This window comes from Phycicoccus duodecadis, from assembly GCF_002846495.1.
Lineage (GTDB): Bacteria > Actinomycetota > Actinomycetes > Actinomycetales > Dermatophilaceae > Phycicoccus > Phycicoccus duodecadis.
On the sequence record NZ_PJNE01000001.1, the window covers coordinates 1498632 to 1514652 of the forward strand.

Below are 16021 nucleotides of genomic sequence, written 5' to 3' on the forward strand. Positions count from 1 at the left end.
ACCTCCCGACCGAGAAGGAGACCCCATGGCCCTGACCTCGCTGCCCGTTCTCGACCTGTCCGCACTGGACCAGGGGGCCGCGGCCGCCGAGGACTTCCGCTCCCGGCTGCTGGCCGCGACCCACGACGTCGGGTTCTTCTACCTGACCGGCCACGGGCTCGGCGACGACGAGGTCGCCGCGGCCTTCGCGACCGCGGAGCGGTTCTTCGCCCTCCCCCTCGAGGACAAGCTCGAGGTCGAGATGGTGAACAGCCCCCACTTCCGCGGCTACAACCGCACCGGCGGCGAGCTGACCCAGGGCCGCGTCGACTGGCGCGAGCAGATCGACCTCGGCGCTGAACGGGACGCGGTGGACGACCCCGACGCGCCGGGCTACCTGCGCCTGGAGGGACCCAACCAGTGGCCCTCCGGGCTGCCCGAGCTGCGCGAGACCTTCACCGCGTGGGGCGAGCGCTGCTCGGCGATCGGCACCCGGCTGTTGCGGGAGTGGGCCGTCGCCCTCGGGAGCGCGCCGGACGTCTTCGACGCGGCCTTCGCCGACCGGCCCTCCACCCTGGTCAAGCTCATCCGCTACCCGGGACGCCGCGACGGCGACACCACCGCCCAGGGCGTCGGGGCGCACAAGGACCCAGGCGTGCTGACCCTGCTCATGATCGAGCCCGGCAAGGGCGGCCTCCAGGTCGAGCACGACGGCGGCTGGATCGACGCCCCTGCTCTCCCCGGAGCGTTCGTGGTCAACATCGGCGAGCTGCTGGAGTTCGCCACCTCCGGCTACCTCAAGGCGACGTCCCACCGGGTCGTCTCCCCCGAGCCGGGCCAGGTCCGCCTCTCGATCCCGTTCTTCCTCAACCCCGCCCTCGACTCGACGATGCCCGCGCTCACCCTCCCCCCGGCACTGGCGGCGGAGGCGCCGGGGGTCACCCGCGACCCGGACAACGTCATCTCCCCCACGTTCGGCGACAACCTGCTCAAGGCCCGGCTGCGCGCCCATCCCGACGTCGCGGCGCGGCACCACCCCGACCTCGTCGGCGGGGCCGACCACCAACAGGGCTGAGCCCCACCGGACTCACCGGTCCTGGGGTACCGCGGCGCCCATCCGCGCCAGCTCCTCGACGGCCGCCCTGACCGCCGGGCGCTGGTCGGACGACGACCTCCAGAGGGCGTGGATGCGACGCCTGGGGGGAGAGCGGACGGTGACCGCCCGCACCGATGCAGGCAGCACCCCCCGGCCCATCCTCGGTGCGAGGGCCACGCCCAGCCCGACGGCCACCATCTCGACCTGCGTCGAGTACTCGCTGATGCGATGGCCGAAGGTGACACCACTGGCCGCTCCCTGGAACACGTTCGCCAGGAACTCGTGCGCGACCGAGCCGGGCTCGTAGAGCCACGGGTCCGCCTCGAAGTCCTGGATGTCCGCCTCCTCCCAGGAGGCGCTCCGGTGGTCCCGGTGCACGAGGATGTCGGAGACGTCGTCCCCCAGGTGCCGTTCGGAGAGACCCTCGGCGATCTCCATCGGGAGGCCGTGCCAGTCGTGGACGACGGCGATGTCGACGGCGCCGTCGACGACGAGCTGCGCGGCCCGGTGCGACGGCACCTCGAGGGCCCGCAGCTCCAGGTCGGGCCAGTCGCGGACGAGGCGCGACATGGCGGCCGGCAGGATCCCGCGGGCGGCACTGGGGAACGCCGCGATCGTCAGCGGCCCGGCCACGGTCGCCGACTGCGCCTGGACCCTGGCGTTCATGCTCTCCAGCTCGAGGATGATGCGCCGCGCGGACTCGGCGAGGATCGCCCCGGACGCGGTGAGCATCGCTCGCCGGCCCTGGCGCTCGATGACGCGCTCCCCCAGGTCCCGCTCGAGTCGAGCGATCTGCTGGGACACCGCGGAGGGCGTGTACCCCAGGGCTGCGGCGGCCGCGGAGATCGACCCGTGCTCGGCGAGGGCCTCGACGGCCCGCAGCCCCGCGATACTGACCGTCAGCTGCGACATGACACCTCCGTCGACCTCGGGGGCGTACCCGCCCGTGGTCGGATCAGGCTAGTGCGTACCCCGCTGACCGCGGGCAGCTCCACGGACGGACGCGCTCAGACACCCTCGCGGATGCGGGCGACCAGGCCGTCGTGCCACCCCGGCTCCGGCTTGGCCGTCTCGATCCACCACGTGGCGCCCGCATCCACGTACGCCGGCAGCTCTTCGGTCAGGCCGGCCGGGTCCTCCGCCACCTCCGCCCAGACCGCCAGCTCGAACGGACCCTCCCCGTGGGCTCGGTGCTGCCGGGACAGGTCGCGGACCCACCGGATCTGGTCCACGCTCGGCCGGGCCAGCCGGCCGTCGGACCACGTGATGGGCACGGCACCGTCCCACCGCAGCGCCCGCATCATCGGCCGCCGCCGGGGCAATGTCCCGCCGACCCAGATCGGGACACGCGGGCGCTGCACCGGAGTGGGGGTGAAGCGCACGTCGGTGACCGTGTAGTGCGTCCCGTCGTGGGAGAACGGCGCTCCACTCCACAGTCCGTCCAGGACGTCCAGGCCCTCGTCGAGCATCTCCGCGCGGACCACGTCGTCGGCCTCGTCACCGAACAGCTCGAAGTCGCCGCGTGCCGGCGACCCGATACCGACGCCCAGCACCAGCCGGCCGTTGCTGATGCGGTCGAGAGTCGTGCACTGGCGCGCGAGGACCGAGGGCCGACGCCGGGACAGCGGCGTGATCATGGTGCCGATCGTGATCCGTTCGGTGTGCTCCGCGATGAGCGCCAGCACCAGCCAGGGGTCCTGGATGTCGGGTCCCCGGCCGTCGTTGGCGAACAGCATGTGGTCCCAGAGGAAGAAGCCGTCGAACCCCGCCTCCTCGGCGGCGACGCCCAGACGCACGAGGTCATGGGGGTTCTCGGCGAAGTTGGGAGCGGCCAGGCCGCGGCGCAGGCTCATGGGCGTGCCTCCTGTGGCAACCGTCGCACGACGGCCTCAGTACCCGAGGTCGGGACGGTAGCGGTTCACGAGCGGCTCCCCGTCCCTCAACCGGCGGAAGTTGTCGATGAACAGCTCGACGAGCACCTCGTTCTCCACCGCGGCGGTGGAGGCGGAGTGCGGCGAGACCAGCACGTTGGGCAGATCCCACAGGGCCGAGTCCGTGGGCAGGGGCTCCACCTCGAAGACGTCCAGGACGGCGCCGCCGAGCCGGCCGGACCCCAGTCCCTCGGTGAGGGCCGACTCGTCGATCACCGGCCCGCGGGCGATGTTGACCACGATGGCTCCGGGGGGCAGGGCCGCGACGCGACCGGCATCGACCAGCCCGTCGGTCTCGGCGGTGAGGGGGACGGCCAGGACGAGGACGTCGGACGACGGCAGGACCTCGTCGAGGTCGTCCGTGGACACGACGCGGACCCCGGCCGGGACGGCGTACGAGCCACCCACCCGCCCCACGCCCGTCACGTCGGTCCCGAGCGCGTCGAAGGTCTCGGCGACCTTCCGTCCGATCGCCCCCAGGCCCACGACCGTGACCCGGCGGCCCGCCAGCTGACCGCTCACGTGTCGCTCCCAGTGGTGCTCCCTCTGGTGGGCCTGCAACCGCGGGATGTCCTTGACGAAGTGCAGCACTCCCCCTACGGCGAACTCGGCGAGCGGCACCGCGTGGGTCCCCGCCGCGGTGGTCAGGACGACCTCGCCGGTGTCCAGCCCGTGGCGCTGCACGAAGGCGCCGATCCCCGCGCTCGTCGCCTGGACCCAGATCAGGCGCGGAGCATTGGCCGTCATCAGGGACGGCGCTCGCCAGTCGAAGTCGAAGGCGACGTCGGCACGGGCCAGCATGTCCAACCACCGACGTTCCGCCTCCTCGTCGAGCTCCGGGCGGACGCCACCGTGGTCGTTGCCGTAGCGGGGCTGCGGCAGGAGCGCCGGGTCGTACAGCACCTCGACCGAGAGCTCGGTCGCGATCCTCTCGACGAGGTGGGGCTCGAGGTAGGTCGAGATGAGCACGGTGGGCCGGTCGGGAAGGGTGGTCGGTCGGTTCATGGCAGGTCTCCTGCGAGGGCTGGGCGGGCGAGGTCGGATGAAGGCGGGGCCGACACAGCGGTCTGGGCGAGGTGCAGGGCTCGGCCCACCGGCAGCGCGGACTCCAGGGCGGTGTGGGCCGGGGCCTGCTCGCCGGCGAGCACCGCGGCGATGTGCCGCAGAGCCGCACTGAACGAGCGGGTGTCCTGGGTCGGCTTCTCGAGCACCGGGTCGGCGCCCCGGCGTCGCACCTCCAGCACCGTGCCCCGCCCCGGGTGGTAGGGGTTGTCGAGCCGCAGCGACCCCTCGGTCCCGAGCAGGACCGTCGTGGTGTCGTAGCTCCGCCGGAACCCGCACGTGAGGAGAAGGCGGCGGTCGTCCGGGTAGGACAGGACGGCCGAGACGTCGACCTCCACCTGCTCACCGAGAACGGCTGTGGCGGTGGCGGACTCCGCCGTCCCCTGGAAGAGCTCGTGCGCCAGGCGCATCGGGTAGCACCCGACGTCGGCCAGCGCACCCCCGCCCGTCTCCCGGGACAGCCGGATGTCGTCGGGGCGGGAGACCTCGAAGTGGAAGGAGCCGACGATCTCGCGCAGGTCCCCGATCGCGCCCTCGGTGAGGAGCTCGACCAGGCGCGCGTGCTGAGCCTGGAACGGGAAGACGAACGCCTCCCACAGCGGCTGCTCGGCGGCCTCGGCGACGGCCAGCACCTGCTCGACCTGCGGGGGGTCCAGGCAGAGCGGCTTCTCGCACAGCACGGCCTTCCCGGCCCGTAGCGCCGCCACCGTCCACTCGGCGTGGAGCGGGTTGGGCAGGGGGACGTAGACCGCGTCCACCTCCGGGTCCTCGAGCACCGCCGCGTAGCCCCCGACGGAGCGCTCGACCCCGTGCGCGCGAGCGAACTCGGCCGTGGCGTCGCGGTCGCGGCCACCCACGAGCACCGCGCGCTGGCCGGTCTCGCGCACGGCCGGGAGGAACTGCGCCCTGGCGATGTTGGCGGTCCCGAGCACGCCCCAGCGAAGTCCGCTCATCGGGTGGAGGTCTCCCCGCGGACCGCGTGGTGGGTGGTGTTCACGTAGTGGTCGAGGAGAGCCCGGTCGACGGCCCGCGCGGTGCCGCCCAGCAGGGCGTCCCGGACCAGCTCGTGCCGAGCACGCACCTCGGACAGGCTGATGTGCTGACGGTCGATGGACGAGCGCATGAGCGCGCCCATCTGGCCGTCCAGGCTGGACCACAGCTCACAGGCGCGCGAGCGCCCGGACGCCTGGACGATCAGGCGGTGGAAGTGGCCGTCGGCCTCGACGATCGCCTCCACGTCCTGGCTCCGGGCGGCCGCGTCCATCTCGTCCAGGGCGGCCGCCATCGGCTCGGCCAGCGACCGGCGGACGGCGGCCGGGATCGTCCGCGCCACGCCGGCCTCCAGCACGTAGCGCGCGAAGCAGACGTCGTCCGCCTCCTCCGGGCTCATGCGCGTCACCTCGCTGTGGCGACGCGGCGTGATCCTGATGAGCCCCTCACCGGCCAGCCTGCGCATCGCCTCCCGGATCGTGGCCCGGCTGACGCCGAGCTCCGCGGCCAGGGACGCCTCGATGAGCCGTGTCCCGCTGGGGATCTCGTTGTTCAGGATCCGCCGTCGGAGGACCCGGTGCACGGACTCCGGGAGGGACTGGTGCTGCAGCATGTCGCTCATCGTGCCCTGCTGCCGCCGCCGGTGGCCACCGAGCGGTCGGACAGCGACGTCCACGTCAAGGGGGTCGGGCCGGCGAGGTCGGCGACCGCGTCGATCGCGCTCGCCGGGCCCGTGAGGACGGGCGTCACCCCGGGTCCGTGACCGGGCTGCGGGCTGTCGCCGTGGATGACGACACCCACTGTGACCCACCCACGGCGATAGCCGATGTTGTGGCGGACGTCGAGGTCGGTCACCGCCACCAGGTCGCCCAGCCGCAGCACGGCCAGGACCGGGTCACCGGCCGGGAAGGCGAGGTCCACGTCCCACTGGTGGGCGGGTCGCCCGACCCCGTTGCCCGCGAGCCGGCCCGGCACGACGCCGCGGACCGGGACGTGGACCCGGTCGCCGACCACCGCGATGCCCAGGGCCACGAGCAGGCCGGGGTCGAGGTTCAGCAGCTGGACGCCGGGAGGGGCGCCCGGCAGCACTGCGCCCTGGCCGTGGGCGCGCACGGAGATGCCGTCGCCGGGCTGGAGCACCGCCAGCGCCTCGTCGGGCAGCGTGACCAGGACGCGCCCGTGCTCGCCGCGCTTCCCCAGCACCCAGCCCCGGGCCCCGGCGGCCGCGCCGTCGCGGACGACCACTGGGTTGCCGATGCACGCGTAGGAGGTGAGACCCAACGACACCGCCGGATCCGGGTGGGAGAGCGTCGCACCCGGCGCGACGTGGTCCCCTTCGACCTCGTGGAGGGCATCTCCCAGGTGGACGCCGAGCACCACACCACCGTCGCCGACGGGGACGTAGGGTCGGCCGTCCTCGTCGATGCGGTAGGGCGTCGGGCCCACGCTGGGGCTCTCGACCACGCCGGAGAGGTTCATGGCGACGGGGATCATGCTTCCTCCAGGACGTACGAGCTGAGGTTGGCGGACGGGTCGTCGACGATCGCGAAGGCCTCGGCCGGGCCCGTGAGGAGCGTGCTCGGCCCGGGCCCGTGCCCGAAGAGAGCGCACTGCCCGGTCGAGATCGTGCCGACCGTCACCCACCCCGGGCGGTACCCGCGTCCGAAGCCGTGGTCCTGGTCCTCGAGCACGACCAGGTCACCGATCCGCAGGCTCTCCAGACCCAACGAGAGGTCGTCGGACAGCCCGGCGTACGCACCCATCAGGTCGGTGTTGGCGAACTCCGAGAACATGCCGCCACCGGCACCCGCCGCCTCGGCCGGGACCCGGGCGGCGACGTGCACCTCGAGCCGTCCGTCCGGGCGGGTCCCGCCCGGCATCCGGTCGAGCACGGCCGGCGACAGGTTCTTGACCCGGACCAGGGGGTGGTCGGTGAGCCGCAGCCCCTGGCCCTCGGCCCGGATGCGGACCCGGTCTCCCACGGTGGTGCGCTCCAGGACGTCGTCCGGGGCGTCCACCAGGACGTAGGCGTGCTGCCCGATGACGGTCCCGGTGCACCCGGCGGCCTCGCCGGAGACGATCGTCACGGTGTTGCCGACGCAGGTGAGGTACTGCAGGGCGTAGTTGGCGGCCGCGTCCCGGTGCCGGACCGACAGCCCCGGCTCCAGGTGGTCCGAGCTGAGCCCGGTGGCGGGGTCGCCCAGGTGCGTCCCCAGGGTGACGGCCCCCATCCCCGGCAGCAGGAACGGTGCGCCGTCCGGGTCGACCCGGTAGGCGTGGCGGTCGGCCGTTGCCGGCCACACCTCTCCCGTGAGCACCTGGGTCACCAGGCGGTCGGCGTTGCTCGAGACCTTCATGTCGCTCCTCCGAAGCGGAAGCCCCGAACCCGGACGGCCGGGGCGCTGACGCACCCGTTCCACACGTTCATCAACGGCTGCGCGAGGATCTCCGAGCCGATGGCGTCGACGCGGTGCAGGGCACCGAAGACCGACTCCGAGAACCGCGCCGGCGCCACGGGCCGGGCCAGCCGCCCGTCCTCGACGAGGAAGCAGGCGTCCCGGCTGCCGCCGGTGAGCGTGGTGGTCTCGGGGTCGATGACGTTGAGGTACCAGAGGCGCTGGACGTAGAGCCCCCGCTCGACCCCGGCCAGCAGGTCCTCGGTCGCGCCGCCGGCCATCGTGATGCTGGCGGGGACGGCGTGCGGGGTCTCCTCGCGGGCGATGTGTGCGTGCCCGGTCGGTGGGAGACCGGACCGCGCGGCGCTGGCGAGGTCGGTGACCGCCTGCGCGACCCGGCCCCGCTCCAGCAGCGGGACGCGCACCGAGGTCGTGCCCTCGAGGTCGAAGGGGAACGGCAGACCGCGCCGGGCGCGGGGGTCGTCGGCCACGTCCACCGCGGCGGCGGCCACGAGCTCCCCCGGCCGACGCGCCACGGCACCGACGCCGTCGGCGACCGCCTCCCCGGTGAAGCCGAACGCCGAGATGCGCTCCAGGAGCGCCCCGGTGGCGAGCGGGCCCAGCACGACGTCGTACGTACCATCCGGCAGGTCGACCCGATGCTGCCCCGCGTGTGCCTCCCGCACGGTGCGCACGGCCGCTGCCTCGAGATCCAGCACCCCGAGCGAGCGGTCGACGTCGGTCCAGTGCGACGTCCCGTCCCCGATCCTGACCGTCAGACCGCCGACCGCCTCGGTCGCACGGGCGTACCGCGACACTCCCTGAGCGGTCACCGTGGCGAGCTCGGTCGCCGCGTGCCCGTACATGCCGTAGGCGGCCCCACCCGCACGGGCCGCCTCGGCCATGGTCGCGCGGGCCGCCGCGGTCCGGGCTCCGGTGTCCCACGCGGCGGTGTCCTCGAGCCACAGCGACGCGTCCTGGTCGTCGGCCTCCGCCGTGGTCGCCGCGACGCGCAGGGCGGGGAGGTGTCCGTACGCCACCGCGAGCGCGCGAGCGCGCTCGGTGGCCCGCTCGCCGATCGTGCTCGCCGCCTCCAGGTCCGTCGTCGCCACCCGGGACGCCCGGCCGTCGACCTCCGCCCGGACCATGAGGGTCCACTCGCAGATGTCCTGCGGCTGGTGGACGCGGTCCTGGGCGAAGCGGGTGTAGCCGGCGTTCCGGGCGGCCAGGAAGGCACTCGCCTGGTCGGCGCCCGCGGCCAGGGCGGACGCGACCGCCGCGTGGCAGGCCGACAGCGCGCGGTCCCTGCCGACGGCGGCGCGCAGCGGGCCCGCGTCCGTGGACCGGTCGAGGGCGCTCATCCCATCACCCCGATCCGCACCGAGCGCACGAGCGTCGGCGCGGCGCCGTGGCCGAGGAAGCCCCACTGCTTGGGCTCACCCTTGCCGCACGGCATGCCGAAGGACCGGAACTCCTCGGGGCCGGCCACGGCCTCGACCGATCCCCAGAACTGCGGTGTCAGGCCTCCGTAGGAGAACCCCCGCAGGAGACGACCCCGTCGCCCGCGCCGGACCTCCCACGCCACCTCGGTACCGAACTGGAAGGCCAGCCGCCGGTCGTCGATCGACCAGCTGCGGTTGTCGTCCACGTAGTAGCCGTCCCCCATCCGGTCCAGCAGCTCCGGCAGGCTCCCGGTGCCGGGCTCGAGGTAGACGTTGGTCGCGAAGGGGACGGGGAGGTAGGCCCATCCGTCGGACCGAGCCGCGCCCGAGGTCTGCCGGCCGTGACGGGCGGCGGACTCCCGGCTGGACAGCACCTCGCGCAGGACGCCCTCGTCGACCAGGGTGCGCCGGACGGCGGGGGTGCCCTCGTCGTCCCAGGCGAAGGTCCCCCGGGTGCCGGGGAGCGTGGGGTCGGCCACGATCGTCACGGCCGGGGAGCCGTAGCGGAGGGAGCCGATGTCGGCGGGCTGGACCCAGGAGGTACCGGCGAAGTTCGTCTCGTCGCCGAGGATGCGGTCGAGCTCGATGGCGTGCCCCACGGACTCGTGGATCTGCAGCGCCATCTGGGCCGGGCCGATGACGACCGACGCGGTGCCGGCCGGCGCGTGGGGGGCGGTGAGGAGCTGGGCCGCCTCCTCCCCCACCCGGGCCGCCTCGCTGGGCAGGGACAGCCCGGTCACGTACTCCCACCCGCCGGCTGCGGTGTTGCCGTGGAAGGAGTTGGGGTAGCTGCGTCGTTGCACCCCGGACGCGTCGGCGGCGGTCGCCTGCAGGACGGCGCCCGACTCGACCAGGTGCTGGTGCTGGCGCGAGCCCTCGCTGTCGGCGTAGTGCTTGTGCTGACGCTTGGCGTTGAGCCCGGCGGTGACCGACCGCACGGCGCGCGGTGCCGACGCGGCGTGCACCGCCTCCTGCAGGAGCTGGTGTCGCTCCTCGTCGCGCACGGCGAACGGGTCGAGCCCGACCGGTACCTCCCACCGCCCACTGGACGGAGCCCGTGGAGGGAGCTCGGTCCGCGCCAGGCCCGAGCCGGCGCGCGCCGAGCGCACGGCCTGTTCGGCGGCCAGCCGCGGCGCCCGGGCGCCGGGCGAGCCCGGCCCGGTCAGGGGTACCGCGGCGAAACCCCAGGCGCCGTCGACCAGCACGCGGACGCCGATCCCGGCGTTGTGCTCGCTGCGCTCGTCCAGCTCGCCGCTGCGCGCGGTGTACAGGCGCAGCTCCTCGGCCTCGACCAGGCGCACGTCGGCGAACGTCAGGCCGGCGACCTCGGTGGCGGCGAGCGCCTCCTCCATCAGCCGGGTCGCGTGGGGGTCGTCGGCCAGGTCGCCCCAGCCGTGCGCGGTCGGTGGGGAGGCCGCGGCGGCGCTCATGCCTGCGTCAGGGGGAAGTCGACCCAGGCGCGACGACGGAACGATGCCTCGAAGGCGTTGATCGTCTCCTGCACCAGGGCGCCCTGGCGGAAGTCACCCTGGTTCTCGGGGCCACCGTCCAGGATCTCGGTGGCGAAGTTGCGGACCAGGTTGGAGTAGAAAAGGAAGGGCCAGGGCTCGAGGGAGGAGCCGCCCTCCGGGAAGAAGCGCTGGGGGATCTCCATCTCCTTGAACTCGACCGACCCCTTCGTGGCGCCCTTGAGCGTCTGGCAGATGCCTTCCTCCTCGACGAGCCGGACGATGAGGGCGCCCTCGGACCCGTAGATCCGCACCTCGATCCCGGGGAAGTTACCGACCGTGACGAACGAGGACTGCACCGAGGCCAGCCCACCACCGGCGAACTCCGCGATGAACATGTCACCGTCGTCGATGTTCATCCGGGTCATCGCGCCCGTGTCCCTGACCACCCGCTCCGGGACGAAGTTGCGCATCGTGCCGACGACGGACTCCAGCGCCGTGCCCATCCACCAGTGCATGATGTCGATGACCGGCGCCCCGTAGCCCTCGATCGAGGCCACCTGCAGGAAGTCCGGGTCGCCGGCGTCGCCCTGCTGGCGCAGCGGGGTCTGGGGGTCCAGCCACTGGCTGTTCTGCTCGTACGCGTTGAGCATGTACGGCCTGCCGACCCAGCCGTCACGGATGAGCTCGGCGGCGTACATCACCGCGGGGGCGTACCGGAAGGTGAAGCCCAGCTTGGTCTTCAGACCCTTGCTGTCGGCGAGCTCGGCGGCCCGGACGACCTCCCGGTAGTCGTGGTTGACGGGCTTCTCGCACAGCACGTGCTTGCCGGCCTCGAGGGCGGCCATGGTCACCTCGAAGTGCGCCGCATCCCCGGTCACGACGTCGATGACGTCGATGTCCGGGTCCTCCACCAGCTCGCGGTAGTCGGTGCTGGTCCGCTCGACCCCGAACTCCTGGGCCGCCCGGGCGAGCGAGTCGGCATCGACGTCCGAGAGCGCCACCACCTGGCAGCGCGGGTCGCGCTGCCAGCCGGGGATGTGCGATCGGACGGCCCAGCGGCCCGTGCCGACCATACCGATGCGAAGGGGCTGAGCGGTCATGACTGTGTCTCCTGGTGTCGAGGTGATGGGGATGGAAGGTTGTCGGCGGTGGCGCGGCGGCAGCGGCTCGTGTGCGCCGGGCCGACGTCCCGCAGCGCGGTCGGCCAGCCGTCGCAGGCCGGCTCGTGGAGCTCGCAGCGAGGGGCGAAGCGACAGGTCGGGCCGAGACCGACCAGCTGCGGGGGGCTGCCGGGGATGACGCGCAGCTCCTGGTCACGGGGCACGGCGCCGGGCAGGGCCCCGAGCAGCGCCCGGGTGTAGGGGTGGCGCGGCGACTCCAGCAGCGTCGCGGTGTCCGCGAGCTCGACGATCTGACCGGCGTACATGACGGCCACCCGGTCGCAGACCTGCGAGACCACGGACAGGTCGTGGCTGACGAGGATGAGGCCCGTCCCCAGGTCCCTCTGGAGGGAGAGTAGGAGCGCCAGGATCTGGTCCTGGATGAGCACGTCGAGAGCGGTGGTCGGCTCGTCGGCCACGATGAGGTCGGGCTTCTGCGCGAGGGCGATCGCGATCACCGTCCGCTGGAGCATGCCGCCGCTGAACTGGTGCGGGTAGTCACGCAGCCGCGTCTCGGGGGCCGGCAGGCCGACCTGGTGCAGCAGCTCGAGGACGCGGGCGTCGCCGGCCTGCCCCGTCGGTCCGCCCGAGGCCCCCACCGCCTCCGCGACCTGCTCGCCGATCCGGCGGACGGGGTTCAGGGAGGTCATCGGGTTCTGCGGGATCATCGCCACCCGGCGTCCCCACAGCTCGCGCAACCGGCGCGGCGGCAGGGACAGGATGTCGTCGACGTCGTGCGCCGGGTACCCGACGGTCCCGCTGACCGTCGACTGCGGCGTCGGGCGCAGCCCGAGCAGGGCACGACAGGTCACACTCTTGCCGGAGCCGGTCTCGCCCACCACGCCGAGCACCTCGCCCTGGCGCAGCTGCAGGCTGACGCCGTCGGCGGCCATCACGTCGCCGGCGTCGCTGGGGATCGCCACCCGGAGGTCGTGGACGTCGAGCAGCAGCTCTCCGCGCGGTGGTTCGTGAGGCGTCATCCCGGCTCCTCCGGTCGGTGCCGGGCTGCGGCCCGCGGTACTCACTGCTTGGCCCGGAAGAGGTCGGCGAGACCGTCGCCCAGGAGGCTGAACGCCACGCCCAGCAGGACCAGGGCGAGCCCCGGGATCAGGGACAGCTGCCAGTTGGAGAGCACGTAGGCCTGGCCCCCCGAGATCATCGAGCCCCATTCGGGCGTGGGCTGCGGGATGCCGATGCCGAGGAAGCCGAGCGAGGCGCCCAGGAGCACGTTGCCGACCGCGTCGACCATGGCGAACACGGTCACGAAGGGCAGCACGCTGGGGAGTACGTGCCGGGCGAGGATCCGGCGGCGGGAGTACCCGAGGCATCCGGCGGCCACGACGTAGCCGTACCGGCTCGCCGACAGCGTCTGCCCGTGGGCGATGCGGGCGTAGCCCACCCAGCTGGCGATCCACAGCGCGATGAACATGTTGCGCAGGCTCGGCCCGAGGGCCGCGATGATCGCGATGACGAGCACGATGAACGGGAAGGCGAAGAACAGGTCGACGATGCGCATGACGACGGCGTCGACCCAGCCGCCCGCGTAGGCGCTGGCCATCCCGATCGCCGTGCCCACCACGAGCGTCACCGTCGTGGCCCCGAAGGCGATGGCGAGGTCGTAGCGGCCGCCGTACAGGAGGCGGGCCCAGAGGTCGCGGCCGAACTCGTCGGTCCCGAGCAGGTGGCCCCCGGTGCCAGGGGTCACCAGGACAGCGAGCGCGTCGATCTCCGTGGGCGAGTAGGACGTGAACAGCGGCGCCCCGAGGCACAGCACCGAGATGAGGAGCAGCAGGCCCGAGCCGAGGTACAGCGCCGGGCGACCGCGCACGGCCCGCGGCAGCGGGACGGCCAGCCGGCGGGCCCGGCGGGGTGCGGAGCCCGTCCCGAGCTGGGCCGGGTCGAGGACGGTCATCGCTGCACCCCCGCGGCCAGACGGGGGTCCAGGAGGCCGTGGACGACGTCGGTGAGCAGGTTGACCAGGACCACGAAGACGGCGAGCACCAGGGCCACCGCCTGCACCACCGGGTAGTCGCGGGTCGAGACCGCGCCGACCAGGAGGCTGCCGAGACCCGGGATCGAGAAGACGTTCTCCACCACGACCGTCCCGCCCACGAGGAACGCCAGGTTGATGCCGAACACCACGGCGACCGGTCCGATCGCGTTGCGCAGCACGTGCCGCAGCAGGATCCGGGACTCCGAGATCCCCTTGAGCCGCGCGATCGTCACGAAGTCCGCCTCCAGGACGGTGATGGTGCTGGACCGCAGCGAGCGCACCAGCACCGTGGAGAACGGGATGGCCAGCGTCAGCGCCGGGAGGACGAGGTGCCCCAGGTGGCTGGCGACACCGGTCCCGTAGCCGCCGATCGGAGCCCACCCGAGCGTGAGGCCGAAGACGAGGATGAGCACGATCCCGACCAGGAAGGCCGGCAGGGCGAAACCGAGGGTGAAGAGGACCCGGGTCGCCTGGTCGACCAGGCCGCCCCGGCGGACCGCCGCCCAGATCCCCAGCGGGATGCTGAGGGCGGCGCAGAAGACCGCGGTGAGGCCGACGAGCATGAGCGAGGCCCCCGTCCGGTCGAGGAGCAGCTCCCCGACCGGACGGTGGTACTGGTAGGACTCCCCGAAGGACCCGGTCATCGCGCCCTTGAGGAACATCCAGTACTGCTCGAGCAACGGCCGGTCCAGACCCAGCGTCCTGCGGATGCCGGCTGCGGCCTCCGGGGTGTAGCGGTTGCCGAGGATCTGTTGGGCCGGGTCGCCGGGAACCAGACGCAGGAGCAGGAAGCTCACGAGCGTGATCCCGAACAGGACCGGCACCAGGTTCGCCACCCTCGACCAGCGCAGGTTCACCGACGACCCCATGGCTCAGTGCCCCTCGACCGTGAGGGTCAGCAGCGAGTCGTTGTAGTTGCCCAGGGGGGAGGCCTTGAAACCCTTGACCCAGGAGCCGCTGGCGTACCGGAAGGGCGCGTAGGCGAGTGGGATGAAGGGCACCTGGTCGGCGATGGCCGTCTGGATCTGGGCGTACAGGTCGGCCCGCTTGGTCGTGTCGGTCTCCGAGCGCGCCTGGTTGACCAGCGCGGTGACGGCCTCGTCCTTCCAGTAGCTGTTGAAGGCGTTCGCGCCGCCGCCGCCGTCAGCACCGAACGTCGCCACCTCGTCGGGGTCGATGATGTCGTTCGTCCAGTAGCGCATGCCCATCCCGTTGGTGCCGGGACGCTGCTTGTCGTACGCCGTCGACAGCTCGAAGGACTGGATGTCGACGGTGATCCCGATCTTCGCGAGGTCGTCCTTGATCACGACCGCCTGCGCCTGGCCGGCCGCGTCGGCACTGACCGCGATGAGCGGGATGGTGAACCCGTCGGGGTAGCCCGCGTCAGCGAGCAGCTGCTTGGCCTTGGCCAGGTCCTGCTTCGGCTCCGGCGCGGCCTCGTCCCAGAACAGCATCTTGTACGGGAAGAAGGTGTTGGCGACCTTCGCGTTGCCCTGGTAGGCGAGGGTGTTCATCCGGCCGAGGTCCAGCGCCGCTTTGATGGCCTGGCGGACCTTGACGTTGTCGAGCGGCTTGGTCTTGAGCGGCAGCGACACGAAGTCGACACGGGTGGAGTCGAACAGGTCGACCCGCAGCTTCGGGTTGGCCTGGATCTGCTTGAGGACGTTGCCCGCGGGGTTCTCGATCACGTCGACCTGCCCGCCCTGGAGCTGGAGGAGACGGGTGTTGTCGTCGGTCACGATGCTGACCTCGACGGTCTTGATCTTGGGCTTGGGGCCCCAGTAGTTGTCGTTGCGGGTGAGCACGAGGTTGCTCTGCGCCGACAGGCTCGTCACCTTGAAGGGCCCGGCGCCGTACGGCGTCTTGTCGAAGAAGTCCTTGTCGGCCTCGACGGCCTTCTGCGGCAGGACCGCGTAGGCGTACATCGCGAGGTCGGCGAGCAGGGGAGCGTGCGGGGTGGAGAGCTTGATGGTCAACGTCTGGTCGTCGGTCGCCGTGATGTCGGTGACCGGCGTGATGAGGAAGCCCCACGCGCTGTCCTCCCCGGCACGCGCCCGCTCGATCGACCACTTCGCGTCCTGGGCGGTGACCGGCGTCCCGTCGGCGAACTTCACGCCCGGACGCAGGTGGAAGGTGTAGGTCAGCTGGTCGGCACTGATCTCCCACTTGTCGGCCAGGTCGGGGACGATCTTCGTTCCGGTGGGGTCGGTCTGCACCAGCCGCGCGTAGATGTTCTGGTCGAGCCAGATGGACTCGTTGGCCGACGCCTGGATGGGGTCGAGGGTGTCGACGGCCACCGCGTTGGCGAGCTTCAGGGTGTCGACCGAGCTCGTGGCGCCCGGGGAGGAGTCCGCGGTCTCCTTGGTCCCGCCGCCACCACAGGCGCTGAGGGTGAGGGCCAGCGTCAGCAGGCCGCCGAGAGCGGCGGTCGACCGCGTCCGGGGCGTACGGCGTGCGGGTGAGGCGATGGACGGTGTCATGAGCTTCTCCTGGGGAGGTGGGGGTTGGTGTCCTGCGAGGT

The 16021-nt window shown here is 72.6% G+C and carries 15 protein-coding genes; 1 reads left to right on the top strand and 14 read right to left on the bottom strand.

Annotation, left to right across the window (positions count from 1 at the left end):
• Positions 1-25: 25 nt before the first annotated feature.
• Positions 26-1054 (top strand): isopenicillin N synthase family dioxygenase, encoded by a 1029-nt coding sequence (locus ATL31_RS06905; protein WP_101395123.1) that lies wholly within the window; start codon positions 26-28, stop codon positions 1052-1054.
• Between the two features lie 12 nt (positions 1055-1066).
• Here ATL31_RS06905 and ATL31_RS06910 read toward each other — a convergent pair whose 3' ends face one another.
• The 14 genes from ATL31_RS06910 to ATL31_RS06975 all read right to left on the bottom strand — a co-directional run bounded on the left by ATL31_RS06910 (position 1067) and on the right by ATL31_RS06975 (position 15980).
• Positions 1067-1987, bottom strand: a complete 921-nt coding sequence (locus tag ATL31_RS06910; RefSeq protein ID WP_101395124.1) for a LysR family transcriptional regulator — start codon at positions 1985-1987, stop codon at positions 1067-1069.
• Positions 1988-2082: 95 nt separating this feature from the next.
• The gene (locus ATL31_RS06915; RefSeq protein WP_101395125.1) at positions 2083-2928 is read right to left on the bottom strand and encodes an LLM class flavin-dependent oxidoreductase; all 846 of its coding nucleotides are present in this window, start codon (positions 2926-2928) and stop codon (positions 2083-2085) included.
• Positions 2929-2964: 36 nt separating this feature from the next.
• On the bottom strand, positions 2965-4011 hold the full coding sequence (locus tag ATL31_RS06920) for a D-2-hydroxyacid dehydrogenase (RefSeq protein ID WP_101395126.1): 1047 nt from the start codon (positions 4009-4011) through the stop codon (positions 2965-2967).
• Positions 4008-5021, bottom strand: coding sequence for a Gfo/Idh/MocA family protein (locus ATL31_RS06925; protein ID WP_101395127.1), 1014 nt, complete (start codon positions 5019-5021; stop codon positions 4008-4010). The genes ATL31_RS06920 and ATL31_RS06925 overlap by 4 nt, the downstream gene beginning before the upstream one ends.
• Positions 5018-5680 (bottom strand): GntR family transcriptional regulator, encoded by a 663-nt coding sequence (locus tag ATL31_RS06930; protein ID WP_101395128.1) that lies wholly within the window; start codon positions 5678-5680, stop codon positions 5018-5020. The genes ATL31_RS06925 and ATL31_RS06930 overlap by 4 nt, the downstream gene beginning before the upstream one ends.
• The gene (locus ATL31_RS06935; RefSeq protein ID WP_101395129.1) at positions 5677-6552 is read right to left on the bottom strand and encodes a DUF4438 family protein; all 876 of its coding nucleotides are present in this window, start codon (positions 6550-6552) and stop codon (positions 5677-5679) included. The genes ATL31_RS06930 and ATL31_RS06935 overlap by 4 nt, the downstream gene beginning before the upstream one ends.
• The gene (locus tag ATL31_RS06940; protein ID WP_101395130.1) at positions 6549-7415 is read right to left on the bottom strand and encodes a DUF4438 family protein; all 867 of its coding nucleotides are present in this window, start codon (positions 7413-7415) and stop codon (positions 6549-6551) included. The genes ATL31_RS06935 and ATL31_RS06940 overlap by 4 nt, the downstream gene beginning before the upstream one ends.
• Complete coding sequence (locus tag ATL31_RS06945) at positions 7412-8815, bottom strand: metallopeptidase TldD-related protein (protein WP_101395131.1); 1404 nt, start codon at positions 8813-8815, stop codon at positions 7412-7414. Before ATL31_RS06945 ends, ATL31_RS06940 begins: the two co-directional genes overlap by 4 nt.
• Positions 8812-10326: a TldD/PmbA family protein gene (locus ATL31_RS06950; RefSeq protein WP_101395132.1), complete on the bottom strand. Its 1515-nt coding sequence runs from the start codon at positions 10324-10326 to the stop codon at positions 8812-8814. The genes ATL31_RS06945 and ATL31_RS06950 overlap by 4 nt, the downstream gene beginning before the upstream one ends.
• Positions 10323-11447 (bottom strand): Gfo/Idh/MocA family protein, encoded by a 1125-nt coding sequence (locus ATL31_RS06955; RefSeq protein ID WP_101395133.1) that lies wholly within the window; start codon positions 11445-11447, stop codon positions 10323-10325. The genes ATL31_RS06950 and ATL31_RS06955 overlap by 4 nt, the downstream gene beginning before the upstream one ends.
• On the bottom strand, positions 11444-12487 hold the full coding sequence (locus ATL31_RS06960) for an ABC transporter ATP-binding protein (RefSeq protein WP_101395134.1): 1044 nt from the start codon (positions 12485-12487) through the stop codon (positions 11444-11446). Before ATL31_RS06960 ends, ATL31_RS06955 begins: the two co-directional genes overlap by 4 nt.
• Before the next feature lie 41 nt (positions 12488-12528).
• The gene (locus tag ATL31_RS06965) at positions 12529-13419 is read right to left on the bottom strand and encodes an ABC transporter permease (protein ID WP_101395135.1); all 891 of its coding nucleotides are present in this window, start codon (positions 13417-13419) and stop codon (positions 12529-12531) included.
• Positions 13416-14369, bottom strand: a complete 954-nt coding sequence (locus ATL31_RS06970) for an ABC transporter permease (protein ID WP_101395136.1) — start codon at positions 14367-14369, stop codon at positions 13416-13418. Before ATL31_RS06970 ends, ATL31_RS06965 begins: the two co-directional genes overlap by 4 nt.
• A 3-nt stretch (positions 14370-14372) precedes the next feature.
• Entirely contained in the window at positions 14373-15980 is a 1608-nt protein-coding gene (locus ATL31_RS06975) for an ABC transporter substrate-binding protein (RefSeq protein ID WP_158239800.1), read from the bottom strand.
• Positions 15981-16021 lie beyond the last annotated feature (41 nt).